The organism is Nitrospina sp. 32_T5 (assembly GCF_052156635.1).
Classification (GTDB): Bacteria; Nitrospinota; Nitrospinia; order Nitrospinales; family Nitrospinaceae; genus Nitrospina.
Genome location: NZ_JBQKUO010000002.1, coordinates 689057 through 702161, shown reverse-complemented (window position 1 = coordinate 702161; position 13105 = coordinate 689057). Strand labels below are relative to the sequence as shown.

Sequence of the window (13105 nt, the reverse complement as noted above, 5' to 3'; positions counted from 1 at the left end):
CCGCCGGAGGGCATGGTGAAAATCCCTACCGGGTGCTTCATGATGGGAACCAATAACGTGTACGAATACGAATTGGGACGCAAAAACGGCCGTGAGCGGCCGGTTCACCAGGTTTGCATAGACTCATTTTACCTCGACAAGCATGAGGCCACGCAGAAGGAATATGTGGAGACCATGGGTAAAAATCCATCCTATTTCCCCGGCGACAACCTGCCTGTCGAGCACGTCAAATTCAAAGAGGCGCAGGAATACTGTTCTCTGCGGGGAAAACGCCTGCCCACCGAGGCGGAATGGGAGTATGCCGCCCGAGCCGGTGGTGTGGACGATTACCCCTGGGGGCCGGAGATAGACGGCGATTATGTCTGGTACGACCTCAATTCAGTGCGCAAACCGCATCCCGTCGGCACCCGGAAGGCGAATGCCTTTGGTGTTCACGACATGCTGGGAAGTGTGTGGGAATGGGTGAGCGACTGGTATTCCGACCATTATTACGAGGTCAGCCCGCGGGACAATCCGCAGGGTCCTCAGGAACGCCAGAGCTGGCGCGTGATTCGTGGGGGCTCCTGGGTGGACGATCCTGAAAACATCCGTGTTACGGTCCGTTACCGGGGAGATTCGGACGGCACCTATCATTTTCTTGTGGGTGTGCGCTGTGCCCGGGACCTCACCCTCTCACCCTGACCTTCTGTAAATCTGGAGGATCTTTTGGGGAAAAGGGGCCCTAAACCTTTCTTTTTTCTTTTGGACCTTGGACCGTAAAACCGCAAACACCTTGTTCCTGAAATTGAGCCGTCGCTTTCCCAAAGCGAAATCGGAACTGGAGTATGAAACCCGTTTCCAATTGCTGGTGGCGGTTATCCTGAGCGCCCAGGCAACAGACGTCTCCGTCAACGCCGCAACGGCCACCCTGTTTCCCCAATCTCCCACGCCCTCAGCCATGCTGAAAGCGGGTGAGAAGGGTCTTCTCAAACACATCCGCCGTATCGGCCTGGCTCCGACCAAGGCGAAGAACATCCTTAAGACCTGTAAGATTCTTCTGGAAAAATTCGACGGTGAAGTACCCGAAAACCGGGAAGCTCTGGAAAGCCTGCCCGGTGTGGGCCGCAAAACGGCAAACGTGGTGTTGAACGAAGGCTTCGGCCATCCTACCATTGCCGTTGACACGCATGTGTTCCGCCTTTCCAACCGGACCGGCCTTGCTCCCAGCAAAAATACGGTTGAAGCGGAAACCAGGCTTTTGGAAATTGTTCCAAAAAAGTGGAAACCGAATGCCCATCGTTACCTCATCATGCAGGGCCGATACGTGTGCAAGGCAAAAAACTACAACTGTTCCGATTGCGTGATTGTCCAGGAATGCGAATTTTCAGATAAACGTTTTTTGGCTGAAGAAACCGTTAGATAAAATAAATGATTTTCAATACGCCAAACTCTCATCAACAGGTGGTGGACCGGGTGCGGGCCGCAGCGCCCGCCGGTTCGATCATCGACACACTGGGCACGCTGGAGGCCGGAAACGTCTCCTACCCCCTATTGAAAATCACCTTCGGCACGCGAGGCGGTAAAACGGTTTTGATCTCAGCCGGAATTCATGGAGACGAACCTGCTGGTGTGGAGGCAGTCTGTACATTTCTTGAAAGCAGACTTTACGAACCTTATCTGGCTGAGTGGGAATTCCAGGTCATACCGTGTATCAATCCAACCGGTTTCGAAGCAGGTACCCGGGAAAATCATGCGGGAGAGGACTTGAACCGGGTTTTTCAATCGGACCATCCACCCCTGGAGGTGGCGTGTGTGAAGTCCGTATTCGCCAACGGGCCGTTTGATCTGGATCTCGAGCTTCATGAAGACGTCGATAGCGCCGGATACTACCTGTACCAGAAAGATCAGGAAAATTTTGTGTCCGACCTGGGACGGAGGATTCTGGATGCGGTGGAACTCGTGATGCCTCTCGATGAGAGCGAGGAGATTGAAGAGTCGCCTGCTGACCGGGGTTTGCTGACACGGCTCAAGGGTCCGGAGGAAATGGATTTCTGGCCCATGGCCATTTACGCATACGTCCGGGGATGCCGTCATATGTTCACCATGGAGACAGCGGGCCGTTTCCCCTTGGAACAACGAATAGAAGCTCACCTCACGGGCATAGAGGTGGCTTTACGGGAGTTTTCCCGGGTTCCCCGGTAAAAACAATCAGCGGGATCAGGCCTTGATTTCGGCGATGAGAGGAATTTTGATATCCTCGCCAATGTGGAGGGAATTGAGGTCTTTTCCAGGGTTGTAATAACCCAGGAGCCAAAGCGGAATCACGTACTCGTTGTTGCAAAGTTCCCACAAGGTATCCCCTTTTTTCAACTTCCGCACCAGAACCTTTTCGACCTTGTAAGTGGTGTAGAAATCTTCCTGGATTGCCTTGTGGTACTCCTGGCGCTTGGTTTCAAATTCTTCCGGTGTCACGCGGCGGAAAGGAACCTTGATGGTCTGATTGATATGAATCCGACTTCTCCATCGAAGGTTATTGAGCCGGCGCAGTTCTCGAATTGAGATGCGTGCCCAGTCTGCAAAATGGCTTAAGGTTTCATCGAAGTCCACCCTGGCGATACCAATGGGGTACTCCCCTTCCATCCGGGGTATGAAACGCATTGGGCGAAATGCCGGCCGGTCGGTATTGAACTCCTGAACCCCTGTGCTGGCCAGAACCGTATCGCCCTCTTTTGTTTCATTTTTTGTGGAAACCTGCGGCTTCACTGCGACCTGCTTAACCGTCACCTCCAGCTTTTCTTCCTTGACCGTTTCCGGCTTTTTTGCAACCAGTTTGGCCTCGATCATGTTTGGATCTTTGGGGACCTTAACCCTCTGGCCCACGCGCAGGGCATGCGGGTTGGTGAGGTTGTTGATCTTTGCCAGAACGCCTACATGAACGCCATGTTTTTTCGCGATACGAGTCAGTGTGTCGCGCCGTTTAACCCGGTACAGAAACGTATCGCCTACCTTGAAGTCATACTGGTTCCAGTCGGTTTTGATTTCGGTGACTTTTACCTTTTCATCACTCCAGCCGGGAATTTCAAGAACCTGCCCCCGATAAATCCGGTTGCGGTGACCAATGACGTTCAGTTCTTTAAGTTTGGAAACCGTCGTTCCCAGACGGTTGGCAATACTGATGAGAGTGTCCCCCCATTGAACTTTGTACCAGCGGGACCGCATCTGCTTATTGTGTTTCAGTGCTTCCGGAATATCTTCGTACAGACCGGCAAGGTTTGGATACCTGTCCGCAGGAGCCTTCAATACATAGTGCTTGGGGACGTGCTTTTTACCCGTGATCACCGGGCGACGCAGGGCCGGGTTGTAAAACGCGATCTCCTCCCGGTCCATCCCCAGGTATTTTTCCAGAGTGGAAATATTCACGTAGTCCCGGAGTTGCACCGTACTGTAGCTAATTGGTTTTTCTCTGACATGATTGGGGAAATACAGGTTGGGATTGCTGCTCACTTCCAGGGCTGCCAGGAATTCTGCGAAGAAATTGCGGGAAGCAAATCCAAAGGTACGGCTTTTATAGTTCCGCACAATTTTAACAATATCGTCCCCGTGCCTTTTCTTGGCGCGGGTCATTCCGCGCAACCCGTGGTTGTAGGCGGTGATGGCCAAAGGCCAGCTTCCGATGGATTCGTAATTGTATTTGAGCAGTTTCGCCGCGGCATAAGCGGCAAGGATGGGATCTTTACGCTCGTCCACCTCGTAATTGATGCTCATGAACCGGCGTCCCGTACTTCGTGTGAACTGCCACACACCCGCTGCGCCGGCACTGGAATACGCGTGGACCTGGAAGGAAGATTCAACATGCGGCAAAGCCGACAACTGAACCGGGACCCCCACTTCCTTGAAGATTCTTTTGATCTCCGGCATGTATCGTCCAGCCCGACGGATGCCGTCTTCAAAACGGTCGGCCTGCCCCAGCTGGTCGCGGATGCGACGTGCAGCCTGATAAAAGTCCTTCTTCACCAGACGTGCCACACGATCTTCTTCGTAACTCAGGTTGTTGAAATTGTTGAGCCGGGCCAGTTTGTGAAGGATGGTTTTGTACTTGTTGATGGCTTTTCGGACTTCCCGTCGGCGATAGCGGTTGGATTTGTTGTCTCCCAATTCAACCACATGGTAGATGATGCTGAGGTCTTCATCGTCGTGAATGACTACTTGGCGGGTGGTGTACTTGCTGTAAATGGCCTTCCAGAAACTGACCTGCGTTTCCAACCCCACCGGAACGGTGAAGTTGAATTCCTTCTGCTCGTGGAACTCACCTGGAAACGTCGCCCAAACAGGCGAGGCAGTCAGGCTGACCAGACACAGCACGAACGCAATCAGGAGTTGTTTCAATCGCACGGAACCGAACCTTTCCCCTCAAAAAAAGTCCGAAGAATCGAGTATGGAGTCGTTGCCGGAAAGAAAGTAAATCGCCCCTCCCGGATTTTTCACGAACGCGTAGGCCAGATCAGCCTAAATGATTGTTTTTTAAAGATAACAAAAAGGTGACGGGGGGTCAAGCGCGATTCCAAGTAAATACAAGGGTTTCTGGGCCCCTTTCCTTTCTACGATCCGCTAGAATCAGGGGATCGCACGAATCATTTGGAGGGAGGCTGGTACTCCTGGTTCATTTTGTAAACAAATGCCAGCAACTCCGCAACGACTTGATAAATGGCCGGTGGGATTTCCTGGTTCAGGTTCACCTGGGAAAGGACCTGCACGAGGTCGGGATCTTCTTTTATGGGGATGTTGTGTTCCCGTGCAAGCTCTATAATTCGTTCTGCCATAAGGCCTTGCCCCTTCGCGGTGACCACCGGGGCGGTTTCCCGGGTGCCATCGTAGCGAAGCGAAACCGCGCTTTTGGGCTTTTTTGGGGATTCGTCTTTCATGTCTCGATGTCCACCAGACGGGTGGGTTCCTGGATCACCCACTGGGTCAAATGATCCGGCAGGTCCCGGTCCACCTGCTCCTTCAAAGTCGTGGAAATGCGGACAGCAAATCCCAGTTCCTGCATGCGGGTATTCAGGCCCAGGAGATGGTTTTCCAGGAATGTTTTCACACCCGGATTTTCCGTTTCGATGGAAACCGACAGGGCTTCGGGGCGCACACTGGTATCCACTCTCAAAGGGCCAAGCGCGGTCATGTCGAGGAAGAACACCATGTTGAATGTCTTGTTTTCAGGATTGGAGTTTTGCGAATCCCCTTCCCAGTCGCGGCGCACGTAGATTTTAAGTTGTGACCCACCTTCAAACAACGATTGCGGCAAGGGCAACAGCTGGGGAATCTGCTCCTGCTTTGCAAACTGGTTCGACAACTGGTGAAACTCAATGCTCTGTACAGAACGGTGAACCGCCTGGAGAACTTCCTGCAACTGCCGCAAGGGAGCCCCGGTTTTCTGCGTGGCCTCTTCCAGCCGCGTCGCCAGGTCCATCAATTGACCTTTCAAGTCAAACTGCAGGCGTTGAAAGCGGTCGCTTCCTCCTTCCTGCAAAAGCAGGTTCCGCACTTTGGTTTCATACTGGATTCCCGATCGATCCACCATCTCCTGCATGCGCGGGGCCTCCAGTTTATTTTCAGACGAAGGTGAAAGCAGGCGCAGAGTATCCCGCAGTTTGCTCAGAAGTTCCGGGTCGATTTTCGATTCCCTCAACAGGGCTGGTTGATCGACAGCCTGCTTGAGAGTCGAGACCATCTCGTCGATCGGTTGTTGTGTGGTCATGAGAGGTTTTAAAAGAGAAGGAGTGACCGGGCGGATCACCTGGTCGGCGGAGCGGGCCTCCAGCACATATCCGCCCTGGACCTTCCGGGGAGCCACCACCACTGGGTCACCGGGCCGGAATAAATAAGGGTTTGGAATTTTGATTGCCGCCTCCTCCCGACCCTGGGTTTTGACAACCAGGGTTCCCGCATCCTGTGGACGGACCGCGTGCAATACCGTCCGGCCCCGCGGATCTATTTGCAAACGGTTGAGGTCTTGCCGGGAAAAAACCGGTTCTACAGATGCCTTTTTTTCTCCCTGCGGTGACAAACGCGTAACTGCGGCTGAGGCGTTGCCCTCCTGCCCGGATCGATTTATTTGGGCAGGTGGTATGTTATCCACTTTAACGGGTTGGATTGAACCGGGATGAGGGCTATTTACCCTGTGAGCCTGGGAAGTGGAAGCACCGGAACCGGCTTTGCCTGAAGCCCCCACATTATCCTGTCCGGTTCGGTTGAAAACACCGGTTTTGGTTTCTTTCGATTCCAGGGCACCGGGACTCGAAGACCCGGACTGCCCCTGACGCATCGCCCGCTTGGATAAAGTGGTTGTCACGTCCGCAGAGGACCCGGCTTTGTGGTGTGAGGGAGTCCCCGGCCTTGGGGTGGTGGACTCGGAATCGATTAATTTCAAAACCGGCTCAGGGCTGATTTGTTCCACCTTCGCGGTGAGCAATTGACCGGGCTTCAGGTTTTGGGCCGATCCCAACAAAACCGGCTTTCCCTGAAACTGGACAATGGCGCGTCCACCTTGCAGAACCTGCATCACCTTACCCTGAAGGGTGTCGCCGGGACTGAACATGCTTGCGAAAGCTTCCAGCTTGATTGTATTGAATTCTAATGAAACATTTTTAGGGGAAAGAATTCGGACCAGATTGGGCTGGGAATCGCTGGAAACCATTGCAGGGAAGTATCCCTTTTCAGGCCACCACGTCGAGATGGACTCCTTGCGTTTTTTCTGCCATACCTGCAGACGGGGCGGCGGTGGATGATGAGGCCGGCTCTTTCATATCGGCGGGTTCCTTCTTTTTCTTGATACGCACGCGGCGGCGGCGATTTCCTCCCTCATCGGGGTTGGCCGGGTCGGTGGGGTTGGAATTTTCAGGATCCTGTACTTCCAACCGCTTGGCTTCGTTCTGGCGCGCCTGCTCTTCTTCCGCCAGTTGGTCCAGTGCCAGATGAAGGGCCTGTTGAACCTGAACCTTCTCCACCACGGAACTCATCTGCAGAACATGCTGGGTGTTTGCTGGGAACGTGATAGGCATATCCTAAACCTTTTAAAACAAAGCCTTTTACTTAATCAATATACCCTGTGAGGGGGAATTGTCAAGTTGGGACCCCTTCAGGATGCTGTGACGACAAACTCAGTGAAGAGCACGTCTGTGATAACCCCTGATCCACGAACCAGAAATGAGTTGGACATGGCCAGAATTTCCTGCTTTAACCGGGTTTTAATCGGTTTTTTGGGATTCTGGAAGTCTTTCAAGGTTTTACGGGACAATTGCCGGTAAATTCCTGAGCGCAGGTTGGGAAGAGCCTTTTCGAGTTCCTGGTCGAGTTTGTTGTTGCTGAGCAGAAGGCTGACCTGGATCTTTAAAAACTGACCGGTTTCGGTACCATTCTTGGCCGTGATGGGAAGAAAAAATGGTTTTAATGCGTACACATTTGGCTTTTCAAATGGCAGGGTCTCTTCTTCCTGGGCCTGCTGGGTGAAATCGGTTTCCAACGCCGGGGTGGTGAACATCAAAAAAAGGTAATAGGAGATGCCGGACAACAGCACGGCGCCCAGGGAAACGGCCGCATATTTAAGAGCCTGTTCGCGGTAAATCTGCAGCCAGAGGATCGCTTTTCGGAAGGGAGTCGCCTTTTTGAACTCATCTTCCTGCCTTTTCTCTTCCTCCGCTAACAGGCGTTCGATATCATCGGTATCTTCCAACACGATACCTGGATCCCGATCCTTTTGATCTTTGCCTTCCTGGGCCATGTCTTATTTATTGAGAGCCTTCAAATCCTCGAACACCCTGCGAACATTCTGTTTAAGGAGCTGAAGGTCTCCATCGTTTCGAATGATAAAATCCGCATACGCCAGTTTGTCTTCCATTTTCATCTGGTTGTCAATGCGTCGTTCGATTTCCTCCCGGCTCAAAAATCCTTTGTTAAGAGAATTCTCCAGTTGGGTTTGCCGGTCACACGCGACCACAATTACCTTATTTACTTTACGGTAATTTCCAGATTCAATTAAGAGTGCGGCATCAATAAATACCAGGGCCTCAGGATCGTTCCGGACGATCCCGGCAAACCGCCGTTCCTCCTCTTCGAACACCCGGGGGTGCAGAATGGATTCCAGAACCTGCTTTTCTCCGGGGTCGCGAAACACCACATCCCCCAATCCGGCGCGGTTCAGTGTGCGGTCGGAATTGAGGATGGATTCCCCAAAATGCTCTACAATCTCCCGCCACGCGGGTTCATCCGGGCGTACCAGCTCGCGACACAACAGGTCGGCATCGATCACGTACCCGCCAAGTTCCTGCAACATCCCGGCGACGGTGGTTTTGCCGGAACCAATTCCCCCGGTCAAGCCGATTAGAAGTGCCACCCCGCCCCCTTTATGTTCAAACCCATCATTCCAAAACCCGCTTGAGGAAATCCTCGTACAACCGCATCAATTTTCTGGTTGTAGGCCCGGGTTTGCCATTACCTACAGGCCGGCTGTTCAGGAGGGTGACAGGCATGATTTTTTTCACCGTACCCGTGATGAAAGCCTCCTCCGCCTGTTCCAGGGCTTCCGGAGGCCATTCGCCCTCTTCTACAAGGAACCCGTTTTCACGCGCCAGTCTCAGGATTTTTTCCCGGGTGATGCCTTCCAGTATGCCGCAGTCCAGGGACGGAGTGAAAATGCGACCATCCTGAACGAAAAAAATGTTGCTGGTGGTGCATTCCGTCAGGTAACCGGAGGAGTTGAGCATCAACGCATCGGCCGCTCCTGTTCTGTTTGCTTCCATTTTGGCCAGCACGTTGTTCAGGTAGTTGCCGGTTTTCAACCCGGGGTTCAAAGATTCTTTCAGGTTGCGCTTTACGCTCACCAGCGCCAGGTGAATTCCCTTGTCGTAATTTTCCTGAGGGTAAATCACCGCCTCCTTGGCAAGGATGATTACGTTCGGTGACGTGCAGGAGGTAGGGTCGAGGTCAAGTTCTCCCACCCCGCGAGTTACAATGATCCGGACATAGGACTCGGTATTTCCCGCCGATTGCAGGGTGCGGTGGACTTCCTCGCCAAACTTCGTGTCACTGTACGGTATATCAAGATTCAGTGCGGCGGCCGACTGCCGGAGGCGGCGTAAATGCTCAGCCAAAAAAACGACCCGCCCATCGATTGTGGAAACCACTTCGTAGACACTATCGCCGAATAAAAAACCATGGTCGAGTACGGAAATAGAAGCATCGTTGTCAATGGTTCCATTCAGGTTAATTTTGATGGTCATGGGCCGGTCCACAGGAAATTTGAAAATTATTTTTCGTCATCATTCATTTTATCAAGAATATCATTTAACTTTTCCTTGTCTTCCTTCGTGAAGACTTCCTGGATCTTATCCTTCATCTCAGCTGCTTCATTGAATTTTTCCTTGCCATTCTCAAGAGTCTCTTGAATTCCGTCTTTCAGCTCCCTGACTTCGTCCACAGTCTCGCGCATGGTGCTTTTAAGGTCCGTCTCGTTTAACTTTTCAATATACTCTTTTGGGACATCCACGTTTTCCCCGAATACCTCTACAAGCTCTTCCAGCTTGGGGTGGAAAGAGGAGTCGTCCGTAATGTTGGAGTAGGTATCAGGGAGGTATTGTAAGGGGAACAAGGCTACAACAATGACAAAAATACCCTTTACGGCACCTATAACGCCACCCCATACGTGGTCCATGCGCGAGATGGATTCTGATTTCTCAATGTACTTTTTAAGCAGTTTCCCCAGAAAATAAACTGCTAAATACACTCCTGTGAATAACAGGAAGAACGCAAGAATGTGCGCAATGGTGGGGCTGTCGAGAGTATTCAGTAAAACTTCCGACATCTCATCCTGAAAATTCAACGCCACCACGTAGCCTAAAAACAGGCCGGCAAAAGTGAACAGTTCCCGCACCATTCCACGGTAGGCGGAATAAGCTGCGCTGATTAAAACAATTGTGAGAACGACGATATCAAAAAATGTCATTGTTCAATTATCCGATGTTGCCGGACTCATCCGGACGGCCAGTATCTGCTCCCAACTGGTGAAGTTTTTCTTTTCATACAGGTTTTTATAAATCACAAAATTCCTGAGAACCTTTTTCACATAATTTCGGGTTTCATTGAAGGGGATACTTTCGATGAATTCGATATCACCAAGCGATGAACGGATTTCCCTCCATTGTTTAACCCTGTTCGGACCGGCATTGTATGCCGCCAGCGCATAGACGGGGTTGTCATTGAACATTTCCAGAAGGTGGTTCAAGTATTTCACCCCGAGCTTGATATTCAAGGAGGGGTTCTTCAAATCTTCCGATTCCGGTGCAGGTTCACCCAATGAATGAGCCACCCGCTTGGCCGTTTGCGGAATCAACTGCATCAAACCCATGGCGTTGGCGGACGAGTGGGCGTTTGGATTGAAAGCGCTTTCCTGACGCATCAAAGCCAGTACCAGATAGGGATCCAGACGGTAAGGCTCTGCTTCCCGCCTGGCCTTCTCCATGAACGCTTCGGGAAAAAGGGTTTCAATCAATCTTGGGGGAAGAGAATCGTGGTTGTTGCGTAGAGACAGGGTCCAGGACAATGCAATGGTTTTCTGGTACCCGCCTGCCTTTAGAAATAATTCTATTAAATGGTGGAGAAACGCATTGGACTCGCGTCCATGCGTCACCTGCGCCAATTCATCCAGCCCCTTTTCCAGGAAACCGATGGCGATCAGTTTTTCTGCGCGCTTGAGCCGTTTGCGCCCTATTTCGCCCAGACCTGGCTGCCGCGCCTGGCTTTCCGGCGACGGGAGTTCCTCTTTAACAAAACTCAAGGGCTCCATATTCAATTCCACCCTTGCCAGCATGGCGTAAAAATTCAAGGGATGCAGTTCCACCAGTTTTCGTAAGGTGATTTTTCTTTCATCTGTTTTATTGAGGGCCGACTGTGTCTGGGCGAGCCAGTAATAAGAGGCGGCCACAAAATTATATGCATTCAGGAGGTTCGATTCGTATTCGGGCGCTCGCGGATTGAACCTGTCCAGAAATGCCTGGAATTCCTGCTCCGCCTGCGCCAGCTTTCCCTGAAGACGATGAATCCATGGAATCTTGAATTCGGCAGATTGGACGTAATCGCCGTAATCGTATTTTTGCAGCAATTGCTGGTAAAATTCGAGCGCCTGATCGTTGTTGCCAAGGTCCTCGTGAATACGCCCCAGAAAGTATAGAGCCATGTGACTGGACTCCACTTCCGTCGGGTGCTCTTCAAGAATCACCGAATACACACGGGCGGCCTGAGCAGAATATTGATTTCTCCAGAGAAGGAACGCCAGCCGGCGCAATTCCATCGGCGGATAGAGGTGAAGAATCCGGTCGATGCTCTCCTCCCATTCGTTTCCTTTCTGGATGAAGTCGAACACCATCTGATTGGTTTTTGATATCACCCCGCGGGCTTCCAAAAGGCCTGGATACTCAGACAAGATGCGGAAAGCAGCATCGAATAAAGCGGAAAAATCATTCTGTTTCACAGCCGCGTAAAAATCCTGAACGTGAGGGTGCTGGTACCCGTTGTTTGGGGTTTTGCGAGCAGTCTGTTTGGATCCCAAACCAGATCGACCCTCCGTCCCGTTCAACCGGAGATCCAACGCCTGGACAGGAAGTTTGCGGTTGATCATGTCTTGACGGCGAGCATCTAAAAATGCGCGGGCCGAGCTTTCCACCTGTGGGTCGTCGTATGAATCCAGTAGAAACGTGTAAATATCCAGGGCCTCTTCAAGGTTGTGTTCCGAATCATAAGTCTTCGCCAGCGCCAGATGCACTTCCATCTGATGTGCTTCGTTGCCAACAAATTCCCTCATGAGCGCTTTCCGGTAAAACTGCCAGGCCATGTGGAATTGTTTCGTTTCGAAAAAAAGGTCACCCAGATGTTTTTCATTTTCCGCCATCAGGCGCGGCAGATCGGTTTGATATGGGCTTGAGGGATAAGCTCTGTGGAGATCCAGGTAAATCTTCAGACATTCTTCCAGGTTCCGGATCGCCGCTGGAAAGTCCCCGGCCACTCTTTCTTTTTTGGCCAGTTCGTTTCGTGCCTGCGATTCAAACACCATTCTCAAATCCTGTAATATGAAGTTGCCGCGAATTTTGTTTTCCAAATAATTCAGGGCTTCTTCCTCATCCCCTTTGATCAAATGCAAATAACCAAGAGCCAGGAAAAACAGGTTTTTTTCCTCCAGGGTTTTGAGCCGCCCCTCTTCTTCTTTCAACTGTTTAATCAGTGGCTCGATTTCTTTGGTTTCCAGGCTCTCAATATTGGGAATTCGTCCTGAAAACAAGAAATGGATGGAGAACGGTTTTGCGCTTTTGAAAATATCCAGCTGGCGGGCGGACGCAACATCGGGCTCTTGCCATAAACCCAAAAGGAAGCAAATCAAAATGAGGAAAACCGAGGATTTCATTGGGTGTGGTTCATAAGATGTGCATTCATTTCCCGGAGCCGGAAAGCCCTATTGGAAGGCCGCCATGGGCCGACAACCTGAAGAAACTCCAAACGCTTCGAAGGACCCTGCAACGAATCCAATTGGGTCCCGCAGATTCCCATTATCCGCAGAATGCCATATGAACTCAAGTAAATTCAATAGCTTAGGAAAACTAGCGGATTCCCGTTTCCAGGTATTTGCCAAAAAGAAGCTTGAAACTGGAGGTGAAGGCAGGACGCCCCGTCTGAAGGGCTTTCTGGATTTCCTGGATGGACCAATAGCGCCCCTCGTCGATCTCATGTGGGTTGATGCGAATGCGCTGGCGGGTGATGCAGGTGTAACATTCGACATGTTCCCAAAAGGTTTCGGGGCAGGCCTGAATGCGTAAAAACGGCTTGAGGGTTTCGCGAATCCCCAACTCTTCGTCCAATTCCCGATGAGCGGTTGCCCAGTAGTCATCGCCGGCGCTCACGTGCCCGGCGGCTGAGGTATCCCAGTACCCCGGATTTTCGTCCTTGCTCATGGCGCGCTTTTGAAGAAAGAGTTCGCCCGTTTCATTGAAGACCAATATATGGACCGAGCGGTGCAACAGCCCCCTGGAATGGACTTCCCGGCGAGTGGCCCTTCCGATCACCCTGTCTTCGGAATCCACCACATCAA

Annotated in this window: 13 protein-coding genes; 3 read left to right on the top strand and 10 right to left on the bottom strand. The window is 51.7% G+C overall.

The annotated features are described in order from the left end of the window. Positions 1–12: 12 nt before the first annotated feature. From ACTRW9_RS08110 to ACTRW9_RS08100, 3 genes are all read left to right on the top strand, one after another. Positions 13–681, top strand: coding sequence for a formylglycine-generating enzyme family protein (locus tag ACTRW9_RS08110; protein ID WP_442428954.1), 669 nt, complete (start codon positions 13–15; stop codon positions 679–681). Positions 682–748: 67 nt separating this feature from the next. Further along, positions 749–1402, top strand: a complete 654-nt coding sequence (gene nth, locus ACTRW9_RS08105; protein ID WP_442428953.1) for an endonuclease III — start codon at positions 749–751, stop codon at positions 1400–1402. A gap of 5 nt (positions 1403–1407) precedes the next feature. Next, a complete protein-coding gene (locus tag ACTRW9_RS08100; RefSeq protein WP_442428952.1) occupies positions 1408–2181 on the top strand; it encodes a M14 family metallopeptidase in 774 nt (257 codons plus the stop codon). 15 nt (positions 2182–2196) lie between these two features. Here the strand turns inward: ACTRW9_RS08100 and ACTRW9_RS08095 are convergent, their stop codons facing one another. The 10 genes from ACTRW9_RS08095 to ACTRW9_RS08050 all read right to left on the bottom strand — a co-directional run bounded on the left by ACTRW9_RS08095 (position 2197) and on the right by ACTRW9_RS08050 (position 13100). Then, positions 2197–4371 carry a LysM peptidoglycan-binding domain-containing protein gene (locus ACTRW9_RS08095; RefSeq protein ID WP_442428951.1) on the bottom strand — a complete coding sequence of 725 codons (2175 nt, stop codon included), beginning with the start codon at positions 4369–4371 and terminating at the stop codon, positions 2197–2199. 239 nt (positions 4372–4610) lie between these two features. Continuing rightward, positions 4611–4901: an EscU/YscU/HrcU family type III secretion system export apparatus switch protein gene (locus tag ACTRW9_RS08090; protein WP_442428950.1), complete on the bottom strand. Its 291-nt coding sequence runs from the start codon at positions 4899–4901 to the stop codon at positions 4611–4613. Next, positions 4898–5833 carry a flagellar hook-length control protein FliK gene (fliK, locus tag ACTRW9_RS08085; RefSeq protein WP_442428949.1) on the bottom strand — a complete coding sequence of 312 codons (936 nt, stop codon included), beginning with the start codon at positions 5831–5833 and terminating at the stop codon, positions 4898–4900. The genes ACTRW9_RS08090 and fliK overlap by 4 nt, the downstream gene beginning before the upstream one ends. A gap of 856 nt (positions 5834–6689) precedes the next feature. Further along, a complete protein-coding gene (locus ACTRW9_RS08080; RefSeq protein ID WP_442428948.1) occupies positions 6690–7034 on the bottom strand; it encodes a hypothetical protein in 345 nt (114 codons plus the stop codon). A 77-nt stretch (positions 7035–7111) separates the two neighbouring features. After that, entirely contained in the window at positions 7112–7708 is a 597-nt protein-coding gene (locus ACTRW9_RS08075) for a flagellar basal body-associated FliL family protein (RefSeq protein ID WP_442428947.1), read from the bottom strand. A 48-nt stretch (positions 7709–7756) separates the two neighbouring features. After that, positions 7757–8365, bottom strand: coding sequence for a dephospho-CoA kinase (coaE, locus tag ACTRW9_RS08070; protein WP_442428946.1), 609 nt, complete (start codon positions 8363–8365; stop codon positions 7757–7759). A 25-nt stretch (positions 8366–8390) separates the two neighbouring features. Then, the gene (locus tag ACTRW9_RS08065; protein WP_442428945.1) at positions 8391–9251 is read right to left on the bottom strand and encodes an aminotransferase class IV; all 861 of its coding nucleotides are present in this window, start codon (positions 9249–9251) and stop codon (positions 8391–8393) included. 26 nt (positions 9252–9277) lie between these two features. Beyond that, positions 9278–9973 carry a CvpA family protein gene (locus ACTRW9_RS08060; protein ID WP_442428944.1) on the bottom strand — a complete coding sequence of 232 codons (696 nt, stop codon included), beginning with the start codon at positions 9971–9973 and terminating at the stop codon, positions 9278–9280. Between the two features lie 3 nt (positions 9974–9976). Beyond that, on the bottom strand, positions 9977–12385 hold the full coding sequence (locus ACTRW9_RS08055) for a transglycosylase SLT domain-containing protein (protein WP_442428943.1): 2409 nt from the start codon (positions 12383–12385) through the stop codon (positions 9977–9979). 232 nt (positions 12386–12617) lie between these two features. After that, positions 12618–13100 carry an NUDIX hydrolase gene (locus tag ACTRW9_RS08050; protein ID WP_442428942.1) on the bottom strand — a complete coding sequence of 161 codons (483 nt, stop codon included), beginning with the start codon at positions 13098–13100 and terminating at the stop codon, positions 12618–12620. Positions 13101–13105 lie beyond the last annotated feature (5 nt).